This window comes from Actinokineospora cianjurensis (assembly GCF_003663795.1).
In the GTDB taxonomy this organism is placed as follows: domain Bacteria; phylum Actinomycetota; class Actinomycetes; order Mycobacteriales; family Pseudonocardiaceae; genus Actinokineospora; species Actinokineospora terrae.
On the sequence record NZ_RCDD01000002.1, the window covers coordinates 319,098 to 342,373 of the forward strand.

Annotated in this window: 24 protein-coding genes; 14 read left to right on the forward strand and 10 right to left on the reverse strand. The window is 70.1% G+C overall.

The genetic code is table 11. The features are described from left to right. The first annotated feature begins 109 nt into the window (after positions 1 to 109). Positions 110 to 1,756 carry a SulP family inorganic anion transporter gene (locus tag CLV68_RS16105; protein WP_121391541.1) on the forward strand — a complete coding sequence of 549 codons (1,647 nt, stop codon included), beginning with the start codon at positions 110 to 112 and terminating at the stop codon, positions 1,754 to 1,756. On the opposite strand, the gene CLV68_RS16110 is transcribed toward CLV68_RS16105, so the two are convergent. The 3 genes from CLV68_RS16110 to CLV68_RS16120 form a co-directional block, all read right to left on the reverse strand. Next, positions 1,753 to 2,349, reverse strand: a complete 597-nt coding sequence (locus CLV68_RS16110; protein WP_121391543.1) for a Rossmann-fold NAD(P)-binding domain-containing protein — start codon at positions 2,347 to 2,349, stop codon at positions 1,753 to 1,755. The two genes, CLV68_RS16105 and CLV68_RS16110, sit on opposite strands and share 4 nt — an antisense overlap. A 150-nt stretch (positions 2,350 to 2,499) precedes the next feature. Then, a complete protein-coding gene (locus CLV68_RS16115) occupies positions 2,500 to 3,078 on the reverse strand; it encodes a dihydrofolate reductase family protein (RefSeq protein ID WP_121391545.1) in 579 nt (192 codons plus the stop codon). Between the two features lie 40 nt (positions 3,079 to 3,118). Further along, the gene (locus CLV68_RS16120; RefSeq protein WP_121391547.1) at positions 3,119 to 3,901 is read right to left on the reverse strand and encodes an isocitrate lyase/PEP mutase family protein; all 783 of its coding nucleotides are present in this window, start codon (positions 3,899 to 3,901) and stop codon (positions 3,119 to 3,121) included. A gap of 247 nt (positions 3,902 to 4,148) precedes the next feature. Between CLV68_RS16120 and CLV68_RS16125 the strand changes: the two genes are divergently transcribed. After that, positions 4,149 to 4,523, forward strand: coding sequence for a DoxX family protein (locus CLV68_RS16125; protein ID WP_121391548.1), 375 nt, complete (start codon positions 4,149 to 4,151; stop codon positions 4,521 to 4,523). Between the two features lie 81 nt (positions 4,524 to 4,604). On the opposite strand, the gene CLV68_RS16130 is transcribed toward CLV68_RS16125, so the two are convergent. Beyond that, positions 4,605 to 5,036: a hypothetical protein gene (locus tag CLV68_RS16130; RefSeq protein ID WP_147460017.1), complete on the reverse strand. Its 432-nt coding sequence runs from the start codon at positions 5,034 to 5,036 to the stop codon at positions 4,605 to 4,607. 353 nt (positions 5,037 to 5,389) lie between these two features. Here CLV68_RS16130 and CLV68_RS16135 point away from each other — a divergent pair, with 353 nt between their 5' ends. From CLV68_RS16135 to CLV68_RS35995, 3 genes are all read left to right on the forward strand, one after another. After that, positions 5,390 to 6,814: a DEAD/DEAH box helicase gene (locus CLV68_RS16135; protein ID WP_121391552.1), complete on the forward strand. Its 1,425-nt coding sequence runs from the start codon at positions 5,390 to 5,392 to the stop codon at positions 6,812 to 6,814. Between the two features lie 541 nt (positions 6,815 to 7,355). Continuing rightward, a complete protein-coding gene (locus CLV68_RS16140; protein ID WP_246009903.1) occupies positions 7,356 to 8,582 on the forward strand; it encodes an SGNH/GDSL hydrolase family protein in 1,227 nt (408 codons plus the stop codon). Between the two features lie 385 nt (positions 8,583 to 8,967). Continuing rightward, positions 8,968 to 9,198 (forward strand): response regulator transcription factor, encoded by a 231-nt coding sequence (locus CLV68_RS35995; RefSeq protein ID WP_425454865.1) that lies wholly within the window; start codon positions 8,968 to 8,970, stop codon positions 9,196 to 9,198. A 15-nt stretch (positions 9,199 to 9,213) separates the two neighbouring features. Here the strand turns inward: CLV68_RS35995 and CLV68_RS16150 are convergent, their stop codons facing one another. After that, on the reverse strand, positions 9,214 to 9,783 hold the full coding sequence (locus CLV68_RS16150) for a TetR/AcrR family transcriptional regulator (protein WP_121391556.1): 570 nt from the start codon (positions 9,781 to 9,783) through the stop codon (positions 9,214 to 9,216). Positions 9,784 to 9,904: 121 nt separating this feature from the next. Between CLV68_RS16150 and CLV68_RS16155 the strand changes: the two genes are divergently transcribed. Then, on the forward strand, positions 9,905 to 10,597 hold the full coding sequence (locus CLV68_RS16155) for a type 1 glutamine amidotransferase domain-containing protein (RefSeq protein ID WP_121391558.1): 693 nt from the start codon (positions 9,905 to 9,907) through the stop codon (positions 10,595 to 10,597). Positions 10,598 to 10,652: 55 nt separating this feature from the next. Here the strand turns inward: CLV68_RS16155 and CLV68_RS16160 are convergent, their stop codons facing one another. The 3 genes from CLV68_RS16160 to CLV68_RS16170 form a co-directional block, all read right to left on the reverse strand. Then, positions 10,653 to 12,590 carry a hypothetical protein gene (locus tag CLV68_RS16160; RefSeq protein ID WP_121391560.1) on the reverse strand — a complete coding sequence of 646 codons (1,938 nt, stop codon included), beginning with the start codon at positions 12,588 to 12,590 and terminating at the stop codon, positions 10,653 to 10,655. 116 nt (positions 12,591 to 12,706) lie between these two features. After that, positions 12,707 to 13,339 (reverse strand): hypothetical protein, encoded by a 633-nt coding sequence (locus CLV68_RS16165; RefSeq protein WP_121391562.1) that lies wholly within the window; start codon positions 13,337 to 13,339, stop codon positions 12,707 to 12,709. Next, positions 13,336 to 13,677, reverse strand: coding sequence for a hypothetical protein (locus tag CLV68_RS16170; protein ID WP_121391564.1), 342 nt, complete (start codon positions 13,675 to 13,677; stop codon positions 13,336 to 13,338). Before CLV68_RS16170 ends, CLV68_RS16165 begins: the two co-directional genes overlap by 4 nt. 78 nt (positions 13,678 to 13,755) lie before the next feature. On the opposite strand from CLV68_RS16170, the gene CLV68_RS16175 reads away from it, so the two are divergent. The 3 genes from CLV68_RS16175 (at position 13,756) to CLV68_RS16185 (ending at position 15,522) form a co-directional block, all read left to right on the forward strand. After that, on the forward strand, positions 13,756 to 14,280 hold the full coding sequence (locus CLV68_RS16175; RefSeq protein ID WP_121391565.1) for a hypothetical protein: 525 nt from the start codon (positions 13,756 to 13,758) through the stop codon (positions 14,278 to 14,280). A gap of 35 nt (positions 14,281 to 14,315) precedes the next feature. Continuing rightward, positions 14,316 to 14,495 (forward strand): hypothetical protein, encoded by a 180-nt coding sequence (locus CLV68_RS16180; protein WP_121391567.1) that lies wholly within the window; start codon positions 14,316 to 14,318, stop codon positions 14,493 to 14,495. Positions 14,496 to 14,697: 202 nt separating this feature from the next. Further along, the gene (locus tag CLV68_RS16185) at positions 14,698 to 15,522 is read left to right on the forward strand and encodes an alpha/beta hydrolase (protein WP_121391569.1); all 825 of its coding nucleotides are present in this window, start codon (positions 14,698 to 14,700) and stop codon (positions 15,520 to 15,522) included. Here CLV68_RS16185 and CLV68_RS16190 read toward each other — a convergent pair. Beyond that, on the reverse strand, positions 15,519 to 16,871 hold the full coding sequence (locus CLV68_RS16190) for a helix-turn-helix domain-containing protein (protein ID WP_121391571.1): 1,353 nt from the start codon (positions 16,869 to 16,871) through the stop codon (positions 15,519 to 15,521). The two genes, CLV68_RS16185 and CLV68_RS16190, sit on opposite strands and share 4 nt — an antisense overlap. Before the next feature lie 152 nt (positions 16,872 to 17,023). On the opposite strand from CLV68_RS16190, the gene CLV68_RS16195 reads away from it, so the two are divergent. The 4 genes from CLV68_RS16195 (at position 17,024) to CLV68_RS16210 (ending at position 20,334) form a co-directional block, all read left to right on the forward strand. Continuing rightward, complete coding sequence (locus CLV68_RS16195) at positions 17,024 to 17,419, forward strand: hypothetical protein (RefSeq protein WP_121391573.1); 396 nt, start codon at positions 17,024 to 17,026, stop codon at positions 17,417 to 17,419. Between the two features lie 159 nt (positions 17,420 to 17,578). Then, on the forward strand, positions 17,579 to 18,628 hold the full coding sequence (locus tag CLV68_RS16200) for a Gfo/Idh/MocA family protein (protein ID WP_121391575.1): 1,050 nt from the start codon (positions 17,579 to 17,581) through the stop codon (positions 18,626 to 18,628). Continuing rightward, positions 18,625 to 19,887: a DegT/DnrJ/EryC1/StrS family aminotransferase gene (locus CLV68_RS16205; RefSeq protein WP_121391577.1), complete on the forward strand. Its 1,263-nt coding sequence runs from the start codon at positions 18,625 to 18,627 to the stop codon at positions 19,885 to 19,887. The genes CLV68_RS16200 and CLV68_RS16205 overlap by 4 nt, the downstream gene beginning before the upstream one ends. 3 nt (positions 19,888 to 19,890) lie before the next feature. After that, entirely contained in the window at positions 19,891 to 20,334 is a 444-nt protein-coding gene (locus CLV68_RS16210) for an NUDIX hydrolase (protein ID WP_121391579.1), read from the forward strand. A gap of 164 nt (positions 20,335 to 20,498) precedes the next feature. Here the strand turns inward: CLV68_RS16210 and CLV68_RS33385 are convergent, their stop codons facing one another. Continuing rightward, positions 20,499 to 21,320, reverse strand: a complete 822-nt coding sequence (locus tag CLV68_RS33385) for a hypothetical protein (protein ID WP_147460018.1) — start codon at positions 21,318 to 21,320, stop codon at positions 20,499 to 20,501. A 216-nt stretch (positions 21,321 to 21,536) separates the two neighbouring features. Between CLV68_RS33385 and CLV68_RS16215 the strand changes: the two genes are divergently transcribed. After that, positions 21,537 to 23,210, forward strand: a complete 1,674-nt coding sequence (locus CLV68_RS16215; RefSeq protein WP_121391581.1) for a CHAT domain-containing protein — start codon at positions 21,537 to 21,539, stop codon at positions 23,208 to 23,210. The last annotated feature ends 66 nt before the right edge of the window (positions 23,211 to 23,276 follow it).

Sequence of the window (23,276 nt, forward strand, 5' to 3'; positions counted from 1 at the left end):
GGAGCGGGCGGGCCGGGCACGTCGCCGGGTCGACTCCACCTGCCGCGGGTGAGGCCCCCACCCGGCCGCGACCCGACACTGACGGCCGACCGTCGACAAAGGAGGGTGCATGGCCGCACTGGCCAAGCTGGTACCGGTAGTCGGATGGCTGCCGGGGTACCGGCGGGCGTGGCTGTCCGTCGACCTGCTCGCCGGGCTGAGCGTCGCCGCGCTCGTCGTCCCGGAAGGCATGGCGTACGCGCAGTTGGCGGGCATGCCGCCCCAGACGGCGTTCTACATCACCCCGGTCGCCCTGCTGCTCTACGCCGTGTTCGGGACCTCCAGGCAGCTGGTGATCGCCGACTCCGCCACGGTCGCGGTGCTGTCGGCGGCCGCGGTCGGCGCTCTCGCGGCGACGGGATCGGCGGAGTTCATCGCGCTCACCGGCGCGTTGGCCGTCGTGACCGGTCTGTTCATGGTGCTGGCGGGCGTGTTGCGGCTCGGGCGGTTCTCGCAGTTCTTCTCGGAGTCCGTGCTGACCGGGTTCGTCACCGGGTTGGCGCTGGTCATCGCCGTGAAGCAGGTGCCGAAGGTGTTGGGCGTCGACGGCGGCGGCGAGGGGTTCTTCGACCGGGTCTGGCTGATCGTCCGGCACCTGGGCGACACCCACCTCGCCACGCTGGCGGTCGGGGCGGGCTGTGTGGCGCTGATGCTCGTCGTGGAACGGTTCCTGCCCCGGGTGCCCGTGGCGCTGATCGCGTTGATCGCCGGGATCGCGGTCTCGGCGCTGCTCGGCCTCGACGGCCACGGTGTCGACGTCGTGGGCGACCTGCCCAGCGGCCTGGCAACTCCCGCCGTGCCCGATGTGTCCTTTGCGGACCTGGTGACCCTGGCGGGTAGCGCGGCGGGTCTGGCGCTGGTCACCTTCGCCGAGGCGATCGGTCCGGCTCGGTCCCTAGCTCGTAAGCACGGCAACACGATCGACCCCGACGCGGAACTGCGGGCGTTGGGCGCGGCCAACATCGGCGCGGGCTTCTTCCGCGGTTACCCGGTCGGCGCGAGCCTGTCGAAGTCGGCGGCGAACGACCTGGCGGGTGCCCGGTCCGCTGTCTCGCTCCTCACCGCGGCCGTGGTGACCGCGGTGGTCGCGTTGGTGTTGACCGGGTTGTTCGCCCCGTTGCCGGAGGCGGTGCTGGGCGGGATCGTGCTGGTGGCGGTGTCGCGGATGGTCAAGGTCGGGGAACTGCGCAGGTTGTGGCGGTTGCGCCGGACCGACTTCGTGCTGGCCGTCGTCGCGCTGCTGGGTGTGCTGGTGTTGGACGTGTTGCCCGGCTTGGCAGTGGCGGTCCTGGTGTCCGTGCTGGCGGTGATCTACCGGGCGGCCCGCGCGGGGATCTCGACGCTCGGGCGGACCTCGGACGGCACGGGACTGGTCGCCGACGGCTCGCCGGTGCCGGGCGTGCTCGTGGTTCGCCCGGATGGTCCGGTCTTCTTCGCCAACGCCGTCGCCGTCCACGAGGCCGTCATCCCGCTGTTGGGCGGTGCTCGTACCGTGGTCGTCGACCTTGAGTCCACAACAGACCTCGACGTCCCCGCGGCGGACATGCTGTCCGACCTCCACGCCGACTTGGCGAGCCGTGGGGTCGAACTACGCCTGGCCAGGGCTCATCGCGAGGTCCGGGCACTGCTCGCCGAGACCGGCTTCCTCGACCGGATCGGCGCGGACCACCTGCACACCACGACGAAGGCCGCCGCCGACGCCGCCCGGATCCGCTAGCCGGGCCAGGTGTGGCGACCGGCGCGGTAGCCGAGGTAGGGGAAGGCGAAGATCTCGGCGATGAACAAGTACATGTAGGTCTCCTCGAACGCGAGCAAGGCGACGAAGACCGCCGTCACCCCGATCTCGACGAGGAAGCCGATCGCCTTGCCCACCTTCCCGGCGAAGGTGACATCGCGGTCGAGCGGCGTGCCGGCGTCCACGTCCGAGCTGAGGTGACCACCCAGGTGGATCATGGCGTCGGACATCGCCCTGGCCACCCGCTCGGCCGCGACAGGGTCGGTGAGCCCCGGCTCCACGCGCCTGGCCCTGTCGATCCCCTTGAGGAGCCCGCCCAGGTGCAACGTGATCACGCGGTCGGGCACGCGGTGGTCGTGGATGTCCTCGCGCACCGTGCCCACCACGCGGACCCGGGTGGCCTCGGCCAGGATCCGGTGCACACCGAGCCTGCCCAGGAACCCCCGGAACGCCGCCATGTCCACCCGCACCGACTCGACGTAGCGCGGCAGTTCCAGGAGGTCGTCCCAGAGCGGCCTGCGGTCCTCGGCCACCTCGGTCAGGTAGAGCTCGACAACATCCTCCTGCTGCGCCATATCCAGTCCTCCCCCGTCCTCCGGAGAAGTGATATCAGCACCAGCGCGGCACCGTGGCCGGATTGATCAAGATCGCGCTCGACGGCCGCTGATCGGCCGAGACTCGGACTGCCCTGGTGCCCGAGCACCATTCGTCCTCGCTCGGGTCGGTCAGCGGCGCACCTGGTAGCGGAGGTGGAGGACCCGGTTGCCCTGGACCACGTCCGGGTCCTCCAGCAGGTGCCGCGCGTCGACCGACCCGAAGTAGCGCTTGCCGGACCCGAACACCACCGGCACGACGTCCATGCGCACCTCGTCGACCAGGCCGGCGGCGAGCGCCTGGCCACCGACGTCGCCCGCGGCGACCTCGACGACGCGGTCGCCCGCGAGGTTCTGCGCCTTGGCCACGGCTGCCTCGACGCCGTCGATGAAGTGGAAGGGTGCCTCGGGGTCCCAGCCGTCGGGCGCGGGTCGGTGCGTCACGACGACCACGTGGTCGATGCCGCTCGGCGGTGTGCCGCCCCAGCCGTCCGTGATGTCGAAGACGTGGCGGCCGACGACGGTCACCCCGATCCGGTCCCAATACGCGCGGGTGTGGTCGTACGACGTCTGGGACACCTTGAGGGCCCCGGTCTCGTCCAACGGGACGTCGCCGCTGGTCAGCCAGTCGAACAGCGGTCCGGGTTGGTCGTCGTCGTCCGCGATGAAACCGTCCACCGACACCGAGCCGTACATGACCACCTTGCCCACGGGGCACTCCTCTGCTTCGGAGTGCCCAAACTAGCGCGGGTCAGTTCAGCGGTCGGGTGCCCTCGGGGACGCCGCCCCCTTGGTGAACGGACTCGACCAGTTCGGCCAGCGCGGTGAGCGCGACCCGCTGGGACAGCGGGCCGAAGGACACCCGGGCCACACCGAGGCGCTCCAGGTCGCTCAGCGCGGGCGTGCCGGGGAGACCGATCAGGGTCAGGCGCTGCGGGCCGACGGCGTCCACCAGCGCGGTGACCTGGTCGAGGTCCAGCTTGCCGGGGACGAACACCACCGGCGCGCCCGCGTCGAGGTAGGCGCGGCCGCGCTCGATGGCGTCGGCCAGCACCTCGGCGGGGTCGCGGTCGCCCGCCCTGACGAACACGTCGGTGCGGGCGTTGAGCACGAAGTCCGGCACACCCTCCGCCTCGGCCGCCGCGATCACCGCCGCCACCTGCGCCGCGGCCTCGGCGACGGGCTTGACCTGGTCCTCCAGGTTCGCGCCGACCACACCCACCGCGATCGCCCTGCGGATCGTGTCGGCCGCGTCGCCGTACCCGCCCTCGAGGTCGGCGGTGACGGGCAGGTCGGTCGCGTCGACGATGTTCTTGACCTCGGCGATCATCTCCGCCACCGGGATCTTCTCGCCGTCGGGGTACCCGCGACTGGCGGCGATCGAGTGGCTCGCGGTGGCCAGCGCCTTGGTGCCGGGGATGTCGGCGACCACCTTGGCGGTGATGGCGTCCCACACGTTCACCACGGTGAGCAGGGCGGGCTCGCGGTGCAGCCGCAGCAACTCCCGCGCGCGGTCCGACTGGCTGCTGGACATCTGCTCTCCCCGTGCTGGGCGTGGATGGATCACTGAGCGCGATCCTGGCCGACTTCCCCCGACCGCGCCAGGTGGGCTGCGTTACGGCCCAGGTGCTGGCGATTGCGAGAAGAGCTGGAGGGAGCTTTACGCGGGCAGGGCGGGCGCATCGCGGCCGCTCGGCACAAAACGTGAATACTTGCACTTTTCGGGCAATAGCCGCTATTTTCGCCCCACCGTTTAACTCTATCCGTTTCGAGGGTGAATCATGCACATCGCGCTCTGGGTCATTGCCGTGCTCCTGGCGGCCGCGTTCGTGTACCCGGGGACGACGAAACTGCGGTACGACCGGGAGCAACTGGTCGAGGCGGGTCTCGGCTGGTACCGGGGCTGGCCGCCGGTGGCGATCAAGGTGCTCGGCGTCCTCGAACTGCTGGCCGCGGTCGGACTCGTGCTGCCCGCGGTGATCGACATCGCTCCGATCCTGGTGCCGATCGCCGCCACCGGCCTGGCCGTGACGATGGCGGGCGCGATGGCGGTGCACGCCCGGCGTGGCGAATTCCGTTACCTGGCACTGAATCTGGCGCTACTGATCCTCGCCGCGGCGGTGGCATGGGGACGGTTCGGCCCGTACGCCTTCTGACCCGCCCGCGTTGGTCAACCCGGCGTAGGCGGTGCCGCCGGGCAACGACGTGGCGACCCAGGGTCCGGTGAGGACTTCCCGTCAGCAGGTGGGCCACTCGCCGACCGGGAAGGTGCGGCCGACCGAGCCGCCGTAGCCCGACAGGCGGAGGGTGAGCCTGCTCTTGTTGGTCAGCGAGTAGCCGTGCGGTTCCAGCAGGACGCGGGTGCCCGCGGCGATCGGGGCGGGGTTGGTGAGGGTGACCAGGTGCGCGTTGACCGGGGTCGAGGTGATGACGCCGGGGTGGGCGACGACGTCGTACTCGGCCGGGACCTGGGAGGCGGCCACCCACTGCGAGGTCCACTGGCTGCCCGCGGGGATGTCGCCCGCGGTGGCGGTCACGGTGAAGGCGTACCACCCGTTGAGGCACGTGCTGCCGAGCACCGCGTTGTCGGCCGCCGCGGTCGGCGCGGTCGCGCAGACCAGTGCGGCGCACGCGGCCACGACCACCGCGGTTCTCCTGCCAGTAACCATTTCTCGTCCTCCCCGACGCGATTTCCCCGAGCCTAGGCAGCAACCCCGACGACCCGAATCAGCCGACCGGGTGACACGCGGATTCCTTGGCAGGCAAGGAAAGTCCACCCCGACCGATCAGCGGAGCCCGCTGGTTCCGACGGTGGTCCACCCGACCGCCCGGGAGGTCCGCGGTGGACCAGGGGCCGGGTGCGGCGACAATCACCAGACAGCGGCCGCTCGGTCCTGTAGGGTTCGGGGTGCGGCCTCGCCCTGCACCGCTGCGGGCTGCCTTCGCATCGCGTCTGCGACGCGCGCTTGGTTCTGGCGGCGCACGTCTGCTAGAGACGTCCCTCAACGTTCCGGAGTACCGTATGGCGGCTCGCCGCCCCAGCAAGACCAGCCCGTCCACGACCGGGGTCACCCCGGCCGAGAGCCCGACCTTCGCGGGGCTGGGAGTTCCCGCCGCGCTGGTCGACGTGCTCGCCGCGCGCGGCATCGACAGTCCTTTCCCGATCCAGGCCGCCACCCTGCCGGACTCGCTGTCCGGCCGGGACGTGCTCGGCCGCGGCCGGACCGGGTCGGGCAAGACCTACGCGTTCGCCCTGCCCCTGCTCGCCCGGCTCGCGGGCAGCACCAGGGCGCGGCGCCCCGGCAGGCCGCGGGCGCTGATCCTGGCCCCCACCCGGGAGCTGGCCGACCAGATCGCCGCGAGCGTGGCCCCGCTGGCCGAGGCCCTGTCGCTGACCACGCTGACCGTCTACGGCGGTGTGCGGCCGGGGCCCCAGGTCTCGGCGCTGCGCGCGGGCGTCGACGTGCTGATCGCCTGCCCCGGCAGGCTCGCCGACCACATCGCCACCGGGCACGCCCACCTCGACGCCGTCGAGATCACCGTGCTCGACGAGGCCGACCACATGGCCGACCTGGGGTTCCTCCCGGTCGTCACCAGGCTGCTGGACAAGACCCCGCGCGGCGGCCAGCGGCTGCTGTTCTCCGCCACCCTCGACGCCGGGGTCGACGTGCTGGTGCGCCGGTTCCTGTCCAACCCGGCCACGCACAGCACCGACCCGCCGTCCTCGCCGGTCACGGCCATGACCCACCACGTGCTGCACGTGCAGCCCGCGGCCCGGCTCCCGGTCCTGGTCGACCTGACCGCCGCACCCGGCCGGGCGGTGGTGTTCACCAGGACCAAGCGCGGCGCGACGCGGCTCACCCGCCAGCTCGTGGCGGAGGGCGTCCCCGCGGTGGAACTGCACGGTGACCTGGGGCAGACGGCGCGCACCAGGAACCTGCTCGCGTTCACCGAGGGCCGGGCGAGCACCCTGGTGGCCACCGACATCGCCGCCCGCGGCATCCACGTCGACGACGTCGCGCTGGTCATCCACGCCGACCCGCCGGTCGAGCACAAGGCGTACCTGCACCGCTCGGGCCGCACGGCCCGGGCCGGGGCGTCCGGCACCGTCATCACCCTGATGACCGACGCCCAGGTCGCCGACGTCCGCGACCTCACCCGCAAGGCAGGCGTCGCCGCCACGATCACCCGACTGCGACCCGGCCACCCGCTGCTCGCCGAACTCGCCCCCGGGGAACGCACGTTCGTCGCACCGACCGCGAAACCGGTCACGGAGCGGTCGCCCCGCACCCCCCGCAAGCCCGCGACCACCAAGCGCCGCCAGGTGCCGTCGACCCCCAAGCAGAACCGCTCTACACCTGCGGCCGCCCCGGAGGTCGCGACGAAGACCACGGGCGCGGCGGCCTTCTCCGCAGGCACCCGCGCCGGTCTCCGCCGCGCCCGCTAGCGCCTTGGCCCAGCGGGTCGACCCGCATGCCGTCACGCCCTCCGGCGGGAAAGAGTGCTGGAGGGCGTGGCCCCGCAGGCAGTAGCCGGTCGGCACCCACGGCCAACCCGAAAGTCGCGACCAAGACCACCAGCGCGGTCGCTCTCTCCGCCGACACCCACAGCCACCCCGGAAATCGCGACGAAGACCACAAGTGCGGCTGCTTCTCTGCGTGCACCCGCGCCGGTCGGTGCTGCACCCGGTAGCGCCCTGGTCCAGCAGGTCGGCCCGCATGCCGTCATGCCCTTCGGCGGAAAGAGGTCTGGCACGCAGGGCTGCATCCGGTCGGCAACGCGGCCGCCCCGGAGGTCACGACCGCGAGCGCGGCGGCTTTCTCCGCAGGCACTCGCGCCGGTCGGCGCCGCACTCGATAGCGCCCCGGCCCAGCGGGTCAACTCGCGTATCGTCACACCCTCCGGCGGAAAGAGCGCTGGAAGGTGTGGCGCTCAGGCGGTAGGTTGATCTTTGGTCTGGACCATTACTCGGCTTCGGGGGCGCACCGGTGAAGAGGATCGTCGTGCTGGGGTTGGCTTTCACCGCTGGGATGGTGCTGGTGGCGCCGCCTGCTGGGGCGGAGTCAGGGCTGGACTGGGCGGCGACCTGGGCCACGTCGGTGCAGGAGCCGCATGCCCTGGTCAGCCCGGCGTGGGCGGTCGAGGGGTTCGACAACGACACTGTTCGACAGGTCCTGCGGATCAGCACGGGCGGGCCCGCGGTCCGGGTGCGGCTGTCCAACGCGCACAGCAGCACCGCGCTCAAGGTGGGCGGGGCGACCGTCGCGGTGGCCGCGGAAGGCGCGGCCGTCCGGCGCGACACGCTGCGGCACCTGACTTTCGGCGGCAAGCGGACCGTGGTCGTCCCGGCTGGCGGGGAGATCGTCACGGATCTCGCTCTCCTGCCCGTCGCCCCGTTGCAGCGGTTGAGCGTGACGCTCTACTTCCCCACCGGGACCGGGAAGGTCACCGGGCACACCTTCGCCGACGCGACGAGCTACCACGCTGCGGGCGATCACCGGGCGGACGTCGCGGCTGGCGCGTTCGGTGAGACGACGCAGTCCTTCTACTACGTCAGCGGTGTCGAGGTGGTCGACCTGTCGCCGCGGCGGAACGTGGTGGTGGCTTTCGGTGACTCGATCACCGAGGGGGCGGGGTCCGCACCGGACGCGAACAACCGATATCCGGACGAGCTGGCCGAGCGACTCAGGGGCCGGGTTCCCGTGGTGAACGCGGGCATCGGCGGCAACCGGGTGCTCAACGACTCCACCTGCTTCGGCGACAGTGCCGTCGACCGGTTCGCCAGGGACGCGCTCGGGCAGCCCGACGTGCGGACGGTGATCCTGTTGGAGGGCATCAACGACATCGGGTTCAGCGAGATCGACTTCGAGTGCGCCGTGCCCAACCCGCGCGTCACCGCCGCGGACGTGATCGCGGGCTACCGCAAGCTGATCCGGCAAGCGCGTGCCAAGGGCGTGCGGGTCATCGGCGGGACCCTGATGCCGTACAAGGGTTCGGACTACTACCGCCCCCAGGGCGAGGCGGTGCGCGACCAGGTCAACGCCTGGATCCGCACCTCGGGCGAGTTCGACGGCGTGGCCGACTTCGACCGCGCCACCGTCTCCCCCACCGACCCGGACGCCCTCAACCCCGCGTACGACAGCGGCGACCACCTGCACCCCAACGACGCGGGCCACCGCGCCATGGCGAACGCCGTCGACCTGGCCTCGCTGTAGCGGCTAACGCCGCTCGATCCTAGGCGTGCCAGGTCGGACCCCTGGATCCTCAGCGGCGTGCCCGACCGGACGGCGACGGCGAGCTCCACGGGTCGGCCGTAGGACACCCTGGTGTCGGGCAGGACCTTAGGGGAGAGCCCGGTCCGCTGGTCGGTGCCCCCGTCCTGGACGAAGACCGTGGCCCCCGCCGTGGTCCCACCCGGCACGTCGACCAGTCCGATCGTGGCGACGAGCCGCGCGGCGCCGGGCAGGTGGTAGTCGAGCCGCGCGGCCTCGGACGCGGTCAGCGAGAACAGGATGGAGTTCGGGTAGGGGCGTTGATCACGCGGGTGTGCGGATAGCCGGCACGTGGGCTCGCCACCGGCGCGATGCCGACCAGCAACTCATGTTCCGCGCCGACCCCCCGGAACGCGAACAGATCCGTCGCCTACCCCCGGGCGAACGAGCTGTCCTGGAAGCGGTGGCCCGGGGAGCGACCACCCGCCAGGCGGCGAGGCAATTGGGCATCAGTCCGCACACCGCGAAGAACCAGCTGGCCAGCGCCCACCAGAGGCTGGGTGCGCGGAACCGGGCGGAGGCAGTGGGCGTGCTCTACCGGAGTGGATGGCGTCACTAGCGCGAGAGGGACCTCTCACGCCGTGAGCGTCGCGATCGCGGTCGTGGCGATCTGGTCGAACGCGGTGACGTCGTTGTGGGCCCTGGCGACGAAGATGGCGCCTTCCAGGGTGGCGAGCAGGGTCGCGGCGTGGTCGGCGGGAGTCCGTTGGGGGTGCAGGACTCCTGAGTGCGCGCCGGTCTCGATGAGGGTGGTCAGCCAGGTTCGGTTGACGTGGAAGAAGTCCGCGACGCCCGCGGCGACGGCCGGGGGTACGGCGGCGATCTCGGCGGCGATCACGCCGCACAGGCAGGCTTCGCCGTCGGAGAGGCCCTCGCGGTACAGCACGGCGTAGCGCTCAAGGGCGTCGACCGGGCCTGCGGCCTGCTGGTCGATGTCGGCCAGTCGGGCCTGGAACCGCTCGGTGTAGCGGGCCACGAGCCGGACGCCGAGTTCTTCCTTGGTGGCGAAGTGGTGGTGGACGCTGGCCTTGCGGATCCCGACCGCGGCCGCGAGGTCGGCGTAGCTGAACGCGGAGTAGCCCCGGGTGCGGACCAGCCGCGTCGCGTGGTCGAGCAGGGCGCCTCGGGTGTCGACTCGGTCCATACCGGAAAGCCTACCTGTTGATAGGTAGGCGTGAGCACTCTCTCACCCCCTTGACGGCCCCGCGTCCCGACCGACAGGCTCTCCCTATCTACTAGTAGGTAGAGCACCGAAGGAGCACACGATGTCCCGACCGCGGCGGATCCTCGTCACCATGTCCTCCCACGCCGACCTCGGCGTGAGCGGCAAGAAGACCGGCACCTGGTTCGAAGAGGTCGCCACCCCGTACTACGTGTTCACCGAGGCCGGCTACCAGGTCGTCTTCGCCTCACCGCTCGGCGGGGAGGCACCCATCGACCACCTCAGCCAGCAGGCCCCCTTCACGACCGCGAACACCGAGCGGTTCGCCCAGGACCCGGCCGGGATGCTGGCCATCCGCGAGACCGCCGCGCTGGCCACAGTGGACCACCGCGACTTCGACGCGCTGTTCTTCCCCGGCGGCTACGGCCTGCTGTGGGACCTGGCCGTCGACTCGCGGGTGATCCGGATGGTCGAGCAGGCCCTCGCCGCCGACACCCCGGTCGCCATGGTCTGCCACGCCCCTGGCATCCTGCGCGACGTGAGGTCCCCCGACGGCGACCCGTACGTGGCCGGTCGCGCCGTCACCGGGTTCTCCAACACCGAGGACGACGAACTCGACCTGTCCCGCCACCTGCTGTTCTCGCTGGAGGACGACCTCACCATGCGCGGCGCGAACTTCACCAGGTCGGCGGCCAACTGGCAGCCCAACGTCGTGCAGGACGGCCCGCTGATCACCGGCCAGAACCCGGCCAGCGCCCCGGTGATCGCCAAGACCCTGGTCGACCACCTCGGCTAGCGGGAACGCGACCACCGCCCGGGCACCTGCCGGGCGGTGGTCGCGTCGCGGGCGGTCAGTCGCCGAGTACCTCGATGGGGGCGGCGGTCGTCGGGAGGGACTGGCCGTACTCGTAGTTCGCCGCGATGACCCGCCACTGCTGGTCCCGCTGCAGGTGAGCCGAGAACGGGTCGAAGTCGCGGACGTCGGGGCCGAGTTCGTAGACCTGGCCGCTGACCAGTTCGACCAGCAGGTAGGTGTCCACACCGGACTGGTTCGCGGTGGGCGCGGGCTGGGTCCAGGTGATCGGGTTGGCGCCGGTGAACACGGGCGCCGGGGGGACCTTGGCCGCGACGGAGTAGTCGCCGGGGGTGCCGATCTGGACCGAGAGGGTGATCGGCTTGCCGTCGCCCCAGGTCCAGCTGTGCGGGGTCAGGGTGAAGTCGTACCGGCCGGGGGTGAGCCGGGAGGTGACGGGGTTCACATCGAAGGTGGGCTGGGTCGCGGGGTTGACCACGGGGAGGGTGCGCTTGCGGCCCTGCAGGTCGATGAACGACACGAGGTAGACGTCGGCAGGGGCGTGCTGGCGGTAGCGGCCGAGCGGGACCATGGTGACCGGGTCGTCGCCGCGCGAGTCGTAGCCGAAGGTGATCTTCGTGTCGGTCACGTGGGCGGACAGCGAGCGGGCCGCGGTCGGCGGCAGCAGCGGCAGGTGGGTGACCGGCACAACGGCCTGAGCCGCCGTCCCGGACGGGTTGTGGTCGGTCAACGCCAGGATGAACCGGTCGCCGTAGGCCACACCGGGAACGGTGATGTCCACCCCGGGCTGCTCGGAGTTCACCCGGAGGATGGGGCGTCCACAAAGGATGTCACTGGGCACGCACACGCGGACCTCGGTGTCGTTCACCTCCGGCAGAGCCTCGGGACCTCTCTCCCAGACGACCGTGAACCCGGTCGAGGTCGACTCGACGGTGACGTTGCGGACCGGCGTGGGCGGTGGACCCGCGGCGACGTACCGGAAGTAGCGGTAGGTGATCGTCGACCCCATGGTGTCCATCCCGGCGGGCACCAGGGCCTGTCCGTTCGCGGTCTCCGGGAGCACGAACGCGCCCCACCGCACGCCCGCGGGCACGGCGAAAGTGGCCGTGGTGGCGTTGGTGCGCACCAGTTCGCGGTCGGCCGGGTTGTCCGGGTTGATCAGCACCGCGGTGTACGCCGTCACCGCGGGCACCGGCTTCCAGTCCATCCGGATCGAGTTCTGCGTCGCGGACGCGGTGAAGTCGGTGATCGCGGCGGGCAGTTGCGGCCGCGGGCCGAGCTGCTCGAAGGTCGTCCACCGGACCGCGGTCCCCACGACACCGCTGATGAAGGTCTTGGCCTCCGCGGTGAACTGCGGCACCCCACTGATCACGCCGGTCGAGGCGTAGGTCATCAGACCGAACAGGTGCCCGTTGATGTCACCGGGCCGGTGGTAGAACACCGGACCGCCGCTGTCACCCGGGATCGCCGTCGGCGGGTTGACCAAAGTGGACAGCATCAGCCCGCCGGTCGGCGACGTCCAGCCCGCCGTGAGCTTGCCGCCGCCCATGCCGACCGCGAGTGCCGAGCCCGCGAGGGTGTTGTCCACCCGCGGGATCCCGTTGTCCACCAGGTCGACGAACGCGGGCGCGGGCAGCGCCACCGCGAGGTGGGACAGGCTGAGGTCGCAGTTCGACCCCGGGCACGAGGTCACCGAGTCGATCCTCGCGGTCCCGTAGGCGTTGGTGAACGACCCGCCGACCGACCCCGGCGCGTGCCTGGTCGTCAGCACCCACTGCGGCGCCACCTGCACCCCGGACGCGCTCGCGCGCCCGGCGAGCTTCCAGTCGTCGACCGCCCGTCCGCTCACCGGCTCGCGGATCACCGTCGTTCCCGGATCCACCCCGTTGCCCACCGCCCCGGCCGGTCCGACCGCCACGAGCAGGGACACCACACCCATCGCGCTGGCCAGCGCGATCCGACGCACACCGATCATGTCCCGGACGCTAGAGCGCGCGGGGCCCGGGCGTCACGAACGCGAACCCGCTTTCATCCGCTGTTCGTCGGAGGTTCTCCGCGCCCGGCACGACTGTCCACGGCGGAGCGTCGCGGTCAGCAGGACGGCACGACGGCGATGCCGGTGACGTCGGTGAACCTGATGTCGGAGAAGGCATTGGTGCCCGGCAGGGTGATGCGGACCCGCCCACCGTCCGCGGACTGGAGCGGGCCGCAGGTCGTGGTGCCGCCGTGGGTGACCTTGAGCAGCTTGGGGGCGGGTGGTGCCCACCACGTCGCCGCGGTGCCCGCGAACAGCAGGCACAGGGCGACGGCCACGAGACCGCGGGCCTGACGCAACTGCTTGCCCGCCTTGACCGCCAGGGCGGCCTGGTAGGCGGCGACCGAACCGTGGCGGGTGTGGATGTCGGCGAGGGTGAGGGTGGTGGTGCGGGAGCCCGCCTCGGCGGCGAGCACCCGCCACAGGCCCGCCGCGCAGCAGGCCAGGCCGCCGCCGATGAGGACGGTGACCGCGAGCAGCCACCACGGGGTGAGGTCGGCGGTGGCGCGCCTGCCCTGCAGCACGACGGCGGCGGTGATGAGGGTGACCAGGGCGGTCAGGCCGGTGCGCCACGCGGCCGCGCTCGCCCGGACGGCGGGTAGCGACTCGGCGACCAGGGCGGCGAAGGCGGCGTGCTCCGCCCGGCTCACCGGCTCCGGTGGCGCGGCGGGGCGGCGGAACCCGCTCATCCGAGCACCAACTCGACGCGGAAGCTGACACCGCAACCCGCGACACCGTCCGGGGCCTGTGGGTGGGGATGGCCGCACTGGCAGGCGATGTCCACGGCGAGCGCGGGCGGCTCGTCCTGCGCGTCGGCCTCGCGGCTCGGACCGGTGATCACGGCGGTGTGGACCTGCCGGTCGTCGAGCGGGTGGGCGCAGCGCGGGCACCGGCCCCACACGTGGGTGGACACCACGCCATCGGCGGTGAACACCTTGCCGTGCAGGCGACCGCCCTCCAGTGCCTCGAATGCCCGGACTGTCCACTCGAAGTCCGCTGTGTCCTCGAAGTCGACCTCGCCGTCCAACCGCCCACCCTCCCCGGGACAGATCCGCCGCGTTCGGCTCTAGCCTGGCACAGCCGGGTCCGCCATGATCACCGAGTCATGGGGGTGTTCCGGCGGCGCGCCGCGGCCAAGGACGTCATGACCGCGCTGGTCGAGGCCGGGACCGCGGCGGACCTGGTCGCCCTGTACGAGGCGAACCCCGTCCTGGCCACCCCGGCGGCGCTGAGGCAGTTGACCGAGCTCATCCACTCCGCCCGCGACCGGGGCTCGCCGGGACTCGCGCTCGCCTACTGGTGGCGCAGGGAGTTCGTGTACCAGGCCCACCACGTCGGTGTGCCGGAGGCGGCGCGGGAACTGCTCAGCCGCGTCGAGTGGTACTCGCGGGCCGCCGGGGTCGTCCTGCTGGCGACCGAGTCCACGGCCGTCGAGCACCTCGTCCAGGTCACTTCGCGAGCGGCCGTCAAGCAGCGCGTGCCGTTCCTCGACGACCGGGGACGCGCGATGCCCGACGACCAGCGGTGGCGGACCGCGGGCACCCTCGCCTGGCAGATGGAGGTGCTGACCAGCGGTTCGTCGTCCGGGGCCAGCGCGAGGCGGATGGTGCTCATGACGAGGGCGCCGTAGTCGTCGATCGCGCTGTCGGTGGCACGGCTCGGTTCGTGGACGCGGGCAACCACTTCCTCGGTGAGTTCCGCAGGACCCGCGAGATGATCGACGCCGACCTGGGGCTCAAGTACGAGCGGCGGCTGGATGTGGTGGAGCTGTTGCATGTGACGGAAGCGCTCGACAGCTCCCTGAAACTCCTGCTTGGCCGGATGGGATCTATCTGGCTCACCTAGGTGCCAGCTTCTACTGCTCACCCGCACCATCCCTACGCTCTGCGGCTCAGGCTCATCAACTTGCGTCACGCGCCAGCCTCAACGCACTGCCACCGCAGGAGAGCACCAGCGACAGACGTCCCGTCCACACACACCCGTCGATCGCGATGCGAGGATGGTCTCTGTTGCTGTCCCTGCGCCCGAACCCGGGAGTCTCAAGGCCATGCCCACCAGCTCTGCCACCACGGTTCGCACCCTGGACGGCCTCAAGCTCAGCGCCACCGTCGACCAGCCAGACGGCCCCGCCCAGCACGCGGCTCTGCTCGTTCACGGCGCTGGCGTCACGCGGGAGGAGGGTGGCTTCTTCACGCGGATCGCCGCAGGCTTGGCTGAGGCGGGTGTGGCGTCGCTGCGCTACGACCTCCCCGGTCACGGTGAGAGTGAGGGTCGGCAGGAAGACCTGACCCTCTCGGTGGTGCTGAACACCATCCGGGCTGGTCGGGACGCGCTGATCGAGCAGACGGGGGTTACCTCGGTGTCAGTGCTGGCGGCCAGTTTCTCGGGTGGCGCCGCGCTGTACTACGCGGCCAAGCGGCCGGACGACGTTGCCCGCTTGGTACTGATCAACCCGCTGATCGACTACAAGCAGCGCTTCGTGGACGAGAAGAAGGCGTGGGAGGCGGACTACCTCAACGACCGTGGCGCGGAGCAACTGCGCGAGCAGGGGTATGTCGGCCACGGCCCGTCGTTCAGGCTCGGCCGCCCGATGCTCAACGAGGTGTTCTGGCTCCAGCCGCGGGTGGTGCTCGGCGAGATCACGGCCCCGACGCTCATCGTGCACGGCAGCGAGGACACGTTCATCTCGGTGGAGTCGTCACGGCAGGCTGTCCAGCAGCTGACCTGCGACCACCGGTTCATCGAACTGGAAGGTGCCCAGCACGGCGTGGCCGTCCATGACGACCCCGAGTACGCCGACCCGCAGACGCAGACCTGGCAAGCCGAGGTCATCGAGGCGATCGCTCAGTGGCTGAACGGTATGGCGGCCTAGATAGTCACCGCATGGCGCAGCTCCTGCACTGCGGAGCGGTGCTGCCACGGCTTCAACACGTCGAGCACGCGCACTAGCTCCTGTTGCGTCCGCCGGGAACTGGCCGTGTCGGCGCGGGCAGCAGCTTCCAGACCGGTCGCTGCTGCTTGGTCGGGCTCACCAGCTAGTGCCATCGACGATGCCTGCCACGAGAGGAAGAAGCCGTAGTCCCGGCTTGAGAAGGTGTGCGCCCGCAGCGCCTGCTCGTAGATGGCGAGTGCTCGGCGCGGGACCCCGGCTTCGGCGAAGCAGACGGCGGTCTGCATGTCGAGGAGCGCTGGGCCGTAGTGCGCACCGAGGCTGGAGTCATCGCGGGCATCGGTTCGCTCAAGCAGCTGGCGCGCCTCGTTGAGCTGGCGCTCGACCGCGGCCACGGGGGCGCCGAGCATGGCCTCAGCGCGGGCTCGTTGTTGAACAGCTTCGGCCTGGACTCGATAGGGCACCTGCCACGGGCCGGTCAGCGTGGCCTGCGCCAAGCCAAGCATGCGCGCTGGTTCGCGCTGGTCGTAGGCCAGTTGGGCCTTCTTGAGGAGCACGTACCCCTGAGCTGGCAGGTTGCCCACTTCCTGAGCCCACTCGACGGCGCGGTCGTGCCAGTACAACGCGCGGGGAAGGTCGCGGGCGTCGCGGTACAGCCAGCCAGCGAACTCCGCGCAGTCGATCCCGAGCGTGAGGAGCTCAACGCGCACGTCGGACGCGACCTGGCGGGCGTGCTGCTCGACCACCCCGAGTAGCTCCAACACGATCGGCCGCGTTGCGCCGGGCCCCAAGGTGCCGTCATCAGCTTTCACGGCGGCCAGCTGGTGGCGGAGCGCGGTAACGACAGAACCGTCGAGGTACCGACCAGCATCTACCAGTGCTCCAGCTACCCGTTCCAGGTCTTCGAGGCCGAGTGCCGGGAATACGGCGGTCAGCAAGCCCTGTTTCAGGAGCGAGCGACGAGACAGCGGGCTCATGGTTTCCCAATCACGGAGGGAGACAGCCGGGCGAAGCACGCGAACGCCACGCACGAGCGTCGCGTCAGTGTCTTCCGCCATCACGCTACGTCCGTCCGGACGCTGCAGCAGCGTGGGCTCGTTCACGCTGCTGGCCGGAATCCCGTTCTCGCTGGGGTTGAGCAACTCTGCTAGCTGAGCCGGTGACACCTGAAGTGCTCGAGCTAGGGCTGGCTGGAGCCAGGGCTGTGGAGTCGCGGTGCCACGCTCCCACCGCCGGACGGTTGTGGCATCGACGCCGAGCCGCTCAGCCAGGCCGTCCTGGGTGAAACCGAGTGCCTTGCGTCGCTGCGCCAACTGCGGTCGCTTCGCCATGCCGCCCCATTTCCCCCGGTAGTGCCTGTCGGTGCCCGGTTTCTGCCCGGATTACGCCCCTCAAACCGCCCTGTACCAGGGGGTTTACGCCCGGTTCGCTGGCAAGAGTACGGCCCGGCACACCCGGGCGACAACGGCCTCCAGGAGGGGCGATGGCCTACCCCGACCTCCCGGCATCGCTGGCCGGACGACCACGGGATGAGCGGCTACCTGTTCGGCTACTGGATCGTTTTCTTGGCGGCCCAAGGTCGGCAGCAGCACGCACCTACAGCGACCCGCCAATGCACGAGCCCTATGCCGACGCTGCGCTGAGGTCGTGCCCGCACATCGCTATCGACCACCACCGACCTGCGGCTGACCACCGCGTTGATGCGTCGATCTCGACGCCGACGGGTTGGCAGGCGGACAAGCCCTCGATCTGGCAGATGGGCATCGAACGCAGCTTCCGCTATGAGATCGGCACTGAGCACGTGGTGTTCTTCCCGGCCCCGTTCAAGCGCTTGTGGACGTTCGGCTACGACGCTGGCAGCTTAGCGGAGATGTCGTGATGACCGCGGCACGCCAGCGAGTGGTGTGGTGCGTCGTTCCGCTCGGAGATTCCGCTGACGCTGCAACGGGTTCGTAGCTGTCCCTACCCACTGACCCCGCAGGCCGCATTGGCGCGGCCGCGTTTCGTCGTCCGCTACAACCAGGAGGAATCAAAGGCCATGGCTGAACTACTGACACTCCCTCGTGCTCGACAACGCGCCAGTACCAAACGGGAGGGCAAACTCCGCGCCGCTGTGGTCGGGCTTGGCAAGCAGGGCCGCGAAGACCACATCCCGGGGCTGCTTGCCTCGGACGCGGCGGAGCTCGTGGCCATCTGCGACGACGACCCGACCACGCTGGCTGTCCAGACGGCAGAGCTGGGTGTGCCGGGCTTCGATGACGCGGTCACCATGTTCGACACCGTGCCGCTGGACTTCGTGGTGGTGTGCGTGCCGCACCATGCAGGCCACAGCGTCATCGTGGCCGCGGCCGAACGGGGCATCCACATCCTGAAGGAGAAGCCGTTCGCCACCACCTTGGAAGAGGCCCACGAACTGCTCGGCGTCTGCGAGCGCGCCGGTGTCCACCTGATGGTGACGCTCCAGCGGCGATTCAATCCGATCTACACCAGCTTCCAGCAGTTGGCCGACCAGATCGGCACGCCGTTCGTGGTCGACGCGGCCTACACGCTGCACATCCCGGATCCCTCCGAGGGCTGGCGGGGGCTGGCCGGTGAAGCTGGTGGCGGCTGTGTGATCGACATGGGCTACCACATCGTCGACATGATCCTCTGGTACTTCGGCTTGCCTGACCGCGTACAGGCGGAGTCGTCGGTCGCGGCACGCCCGGATCGGGACTACGACGCCGAGGACACCGCGCTGATCCACTTCAGCTACGACAGCGGCCTCTACGGCTCGCTGCTGCTGTCGCGGTTCATCGGGCCCAAGACCGAGGAGATCCGCCTGGTGGGCACCCACGGCATCGTCCACCTGGAGCGCGGACGGTTGCAGCGCCTGACCAATGACGGCCAGGTGGTCGAGTCGCTGGTGCGTGAGCAGTCCTGGCCCGCGGCGGCGGCCTCGCAGGTGAACTACTTCGCCCGGGTCATCGAGGGCCTCAGGCCGAACATCAGCAGTCCCCGCGACAACTTGGCGCACCACGCTTTCATCCATGCCTGCTACGAGTCGGCCCGCACCCACCTGCCCATCTCTCCCAAGGAGCTGCTGTGAGGGTCCTGGCCTTCCGTGGCGGCACGCCCGTCCTCGCGCCCGACAGCCGACCGCACTTCTCGTGGCCGCCGATCACGACCACCACGATCACCGCGGTGGGGACGCAACTGCTGAACGCCGTCTCCATCCCCGACCGCTCGGGCGTGATCACTGAGCTGGAGGCGGGCCTCCAGGACTACTTCGGCGTGCGTCACGCCGTCCTGACCAGCTCGGGCACGGCCGCGCTGCACTCCATGTACGTGGCGACCGAGATCGGCCCCGGCGACGAGGTGATCGTTCCGGCCTACACCTTCCCGGCTACGGTCACGCCACTGTTGCAGCTCGGCGCGCTCCCGGTGCTCGCGGACTGCGGCGAGGACGGCGGGTTGTCGGTCGAGGACGTCGAGGCCCGGATCACACCGAAAACCCGGGCGATCGTGGCCGCCCACCTGTGGGGTCTGCCGGACGACCTGGTGGCCCTACGCAAGCTGGCCGATGACCATGGCCTGATGCTGCTCGAGGATGGTGCCCACGCCCACGGGTCGGCCCGGGACGGGCACTTGGTCGGCACTGCGGGCAGGGCGAGCGGGTTCTCGATGAACGGGCCGAAGACACTGTCGGCTGGCGAGGGCGGCTTCCTGCTGACCGACGACGACGAGGTCTACTACCGGGCGCTGCTGCACGGCCACTACAACAAGCGGTGTCGTAGCGAGATCCCTCCTGACCACCCCCTGGCGCGCTTCGCGGTCACCGGCATGGGGCTCAAGCTACGCGTCCACCCGCTGGCTGCGAGCCTTGCGCTCGACCAGCTGGCGCTGCTCGACGACTACCTCGACGGCCGGGCGAAGATCGCCCAGATGCTGTGCGAGGCTCTCGGAGAGCTGCCCGGTGTCCAGGTGCCGCAGCTGCCCGACGGGGCACGGGCCAGCTGGTACGGCCTGCCGCTGTTCTACTCACCCAGCGAACTGGACGACGTGCCAATCGACGTCTTCTACCAGGCACTCCACGCCGAGGGACTGGTCGAGGTCGACCGGCCTGGCTCAACCAGACCGCTGAACCAGCTGCCTCTGTTCCAGGACGCTCGGGCACTGTTCCCGCACGACCCGCTACTGGCGCAGCTGGCTTACCGACCCGGCGACTTCCCCGTCGCCGAGCAGCTGCACGAGCGAACCATGAAACTGCCGGTCTGGCACCGGGAGGAAGATCTCCCCATGGTGCGCGCCTACATCGACGGGTTCATCAAGGTGGTCACCCACCACCGCGAACTGAAGGGGATCTAACGCGTGATCGACACCCAGCTGCTCATCGACCTGGTGAGCACCGCCGAAGCCGACGGCGTGCAGCAGCTCGTGGTCGGGGCGGTGATCATCCACGAGGAGCGGGTCCTGCTGCTGAAGCGGCCGGGCGACGACTTCATGGGCGGCATCCACGAGCTGCCCAGCGGCAAGGTCGAGCCGGGCGAGGCGCTCGAAGTTGGCTTGGCGCGCGAGGTGACCGAGGAGGCCGGTTTGGTCGTGTCGGCCATCGGCGCCTACCTCGGCTACTTCGACTACACCTCCGGCAGCGGCAAGCTCAGCAGGCAGTTCACCTTCGTGGTGGAGGTGGAGACCACCGAGCCGGTCGTCCTGACCGAGCACGACGAGTTCACCTGGGCCCCACTCGAGGAGGAGCTACCCGTGACCGACGCGGTAAACGCCGTGCTGAACACCTACACGGCAACCAGGTGACCGCGGAGGACTAGGGCAACCAGATCCCTGACAGAGGCAGCGGGCAGGACTGACGCGGGAGCCGCGTTGGTCCTGCCCGCTGCCTCGTCGACGCTCGGGGTGGGCGTGACAAACGAGGTCGAAACATGAAAGCGCATCCAGGTTTACCGGATCGCTTCTTGGGATCATCTCCTGATTCGCGCCCGAGCAGCACGCATTGCTTGAATCCAGTTGCCAAGTACTAGCGCAACACTTGCCACTGCGATCACACCAAGCGAAACGAGGATTGTCGCGCTGAAAGCGTTTGTGATCGCCGTGGTAACCAGGTTTACTAGACCACCACCCGCCAATCCGCCCAGCAAAATACCAAAGCCTGGCCGCTTGATTCCATCCAGAAACGATCCAACCAAAGTTGGCCTCTGAATAGCGCGAATTACCGCTTCCGCGGCAGGGACTTCATCATCCGCAACGCCGGCATTGATCAGTTTCGCCCTACATTGAGGATCCAACCAGCCCCGACGAAGTTTATGAACCTTGTCTGGCTTGTGCGGAACGAAATCGAACAGACACCCACGCACTTCATCGTGGACCAGGTCGGCCCACGTGTGCCCCTCGGAACTTTGACAGAATCTTATCTGAAGAAACTCCGACAGAGCGGACTGTGCAATGTACTCTTCCAGAGTCCGTCCGGACAATTCACACAGCTCATAGCTGCCGTGAAGACTCGGCACAATCTCCCCCACAGGGGTAGTCATACTGAATAGATTGCCGCTTAGTGGAGCGTGCGTAACGCCGATGAGGATCTCAGACTCCACCCTGTCGGGGAGAAGCGAGAAGATGCTCGCGCGGGTGTAGGCAATCCCGCTGATGTCTGGTTCACCGATTGTCGCGACACTTGTACCAACCTTTGCCTTAAGTGACTTCTGGGCCCGGTTGATGATCCTGCAAACCAAAGGCAGATCGACATCGCCCGCATACCCGAGTTCGACAAGCTTTAGCGTGGTCACAGCTAGATGATGCAGCATCAAGGTCGCGCCACCGAGGCCGGGGGCTGTCAAGCATTGGAGCCCTTGGTCAGATGCTGATGCGCTTTTGACATCAACAGCGAATCGTCAGTTGCGGGAAAAGGCGAAGTGAGTGATGAATAGGGGCAACCAACGTTCACTGTGGCGTTGGCGCACCTGGGCCTCGTCGGTGCCCTGCGGTTTCCTAGATGACCATCATTGGTCGTCGGCCGCACTCCACAGCGCGAGGGCCTGCGGCTGGTGGCACCGGACGACCCCCGCCGCGCGGGCATCGCGTTCAACCTGGGCTCGCGCACCGGTGACGCCGATCTGCTGGCGGAGGCCGCGACCCAGGACATCGCCCCACCGGACGTGCGGCTCAACGCGGCGCTGTGGTGGGCCGACACCGCCACCGACCTGGCGGCGAAGGTCGCCGCCCACCGGATCGCGGTGGACATGCTCGCCCGGCTCGCCTGGCGGGGGCGGGATCGAGACCACCAGCAGGCCCAGATCATGACCCGGCCCGGGGTGGCGTGCGACGCGGCGGCGCTGGAGGTGGCGGCGGGGTCCGCGGAGCGCGCGATCGAGGTGCTCGAACGGGGCCGCGCGCTGCTGTGGGGACAGCTGCTGCACCTGCGCGCCAACCTGACCCGGTTGGCCGAGAGCGCCCCGACGATCGCCGAGGGGCTCGACCGGCTGCGTGGCAGGCTGGACGACCCGATCGGCGAGGTCCCGCGCCCCGGCATGCGGCTGCGGTTGCTGGACGCCTGGGCGGACCTGCTGGCCCAGGCGCGCGCCATGCCGGAGTTCGAGGGCTTCCTGGCGCCCGCGGTGTTCGACGACCTCGACCTGGGGGTTCCCGGTCCGGTGGTGGTGATCAACGTCAGCCGGTTCGGCTGCGCCGCGCTGATCGTGACGCCGGGGCCCGCGGTTCGGGTGCTGCCGCTGGCTGTCACCGCGGTCGAGGTGGCCGCGCGGGCCCGGCGGCTGCGCGTGCTCGTGTCCGACCGGCGGCGGACGGCGTTGGAACGGGAGACCGAGCGCCGCGAGCTGCTGGACGTGCTGGAGTGGTTGTGGACGGAGATCGCCGAGCCGGTGCTGGCGGACCTCGGCCACCGCGGGGTCCCCGAGGGTGAGCCGCCCCGGATCTGGTGGTGTCCGACCGGGCCGCTGACCGCGCTCCCCCTGCACGCGGCGGGCAGGCACTCACGGACCAACACCCAGCCGACGGACCTCGCGCAGACCGTGGCGGGCCGGGTCGTCAGCTCGTACACGCCGACCCTGGCCGCGCTGACCGGACTGGAGCCCGCTTCCGGTGACTGCCTGCTCGTCGGCGTCGGCGCCGCTCCCGGTCGCTCGCCCCTGCCCGCGGTACCGGCGGAACTGGCCCTGTTGGGCGCCCGGCTCCCGTCCGCCACGACGCTGTCCGAGGCCGCGGCGACCACCGACGCCGTGCGCCGGGCGCTCCTCGAGCACAGCTGGGTCCACCTGGCCTGCCACGCCCAGCAGGACGAACACGACGCGGTGGCGAGCGGGGTCGAACTGTGGGACCGCCGGTTGACCGTCGCCGAGCTGATGGGCACGCGGACCGCGGGCGCGTTCGCGTACCTGTCGGCGTGCGAGACGGCGACCGGTGCCATCGACCTGGCCGACGAGGCGCTGCACCTGGCCGGGACCCTGCAGGTGGTCGGGTACCGCCAGGTCGTGGCCACCTTGTGGTCGGTGCGCGACGCCGTCGCCGCAGAGGTCAGCGATGTCGTCTACGGCGGGCTCGTGCCGGGTGAGCCGAGGCCCGCGGCCGCCCGTGCGCTGCACGCCGCCGTGGAGGGCGTGCGATCGCGCCACCCGGCGGACCCGCTGCTCTGGGCGCCGTTCCTGCACACGGGCATCTAGCTCCGATATGTCCAGTGCTGTCGATATGACTCGTGTTTTCGATATGACGGCGATATGCGCGGGCTC

What these genes read in the sequence shown, in the direction of transcription:
- CLV68_RS16105 (WP_121391541.1), top strand. Translation starts at nt 110, where the DNA reads ATGGCCGCACTGGCCAAGCTGGTACCGGTAGTCGGATGGCTGCCGGGG.
- CLV68_RS16110 (WP_121391543.1), bottom strand. Translation starts at nt 2,349, where the DNA reads ATGGCGCAGCAGGAGGATGTTGTCGAGCTCTACCTGACCGAGGTGGCC.
- CLV68_RS16120 (WP_121391547.1), bottom strand. Translation starts at nt 3,901, where the DNA reads ATGTCCAGCAGCCAGTCGGACCGCGCGCGGGAGTTGCTGCGGCTGCAC.
- CLV68_RS16125 (WP_121391548.1), top strand. Translation starts at nt 4,149, where the DNA reads ATGCACATCGCGCTCTGGGTCATTGCCGTGCTCCTGGCGGCCGCGTTC.
- CLV68_RS16130 (WP_147460017.1), bottom strand. Translation starts at nt 5,036, where the DNA reads ATGGTTACTGGCAGGAGAACCGCGGTGGTCGTGGCCGCGTGCGCCGCA.
- CLV68_RS16135 (WP_121391552.1), top strand. Translation starts at nt 5,390, where the DNA reads ATGGCGGCTCGCCGCCCCAGCAAGACCAGCCCGTCCACGACCGGGGTC.
- CLV68_RS35995 (WP_425454865.1), top strand. Translation starts at nt 8,968, where the DNA reads ATGTTCCGCGCCGACCCCCCGGAACGCGAACAGATCCGTCGCCTACCC.
- CLV68_RS16150 (WP_121391556.1), bottom strand. Translation starts at nt 9,783, where the DNA reads ATGGACCGAGTCGACACCCGAGGCGCCCTGCTCGACCACGCGACGCGG.
- CLV68_RS16155 (WP_121391558.1), top strand. Translation starts at nt 9,905, where the DNA reads ATGTCCCGACCGCGGCGGATCCTCGTCACCATGTCCTCCCACGCCGAC.
- CLV68_RS16160 (WP_121391560.1), bottom strand. Translation starts at nt 12,590, where the DNA reads ATGATCGGTGTGCGTCGGATCGCGCTGGCCAGCGCGATGGGTGTGGTG.
- CLV68_RS16165 (WP_121391562.1), bottom strand. Translation starts at nt 13,339, where the DNA reads ATGAGCGGGTTCCGCCGCCCCGCCGCGCCACCGGAGCCGGTGAGCCGG.
- CLV68_RS16175 (WP_121391565.1), top strand. Translation starts at nt 13,756, where the DNA reads ATGGGGGTGTTCCGGCGGCGCGCCGCGGCCAAGGACGTCATGACCGCG.
- CLV68_RS16185 (WP_121391569.1), top strand. Translation starts at nt 14,698, where the DNA reads ATGCCCACCAGCTCTGCCACCACGGTTCGCACCCTGGACGGCCTCAAG.
- CLV68_RS16190 (WP_121391571.1), bottom strand. Translation starts at nt 16,871, where the DNA reads ATGGCGAAGCGACCGCAGTTGGCGCAGCGACGCAAGGCACTCGGTTTC.
- CLV68_RS16195 (WP_121391573.1), top strand. Translation starts at nt 17,024, where the DNA reads ATGGCCTACCCCGACCTCCCGGCATCGCTGGCCGGACGACCACGGGAT.
- CLV68_RS16200 (WP_121391575.1), top strand. Translation starts at nt 17,579, where the DNA reads ATGGCTGAACTACTGACACTCCCTCGTGCTCGACAACGCGCCAGTACC.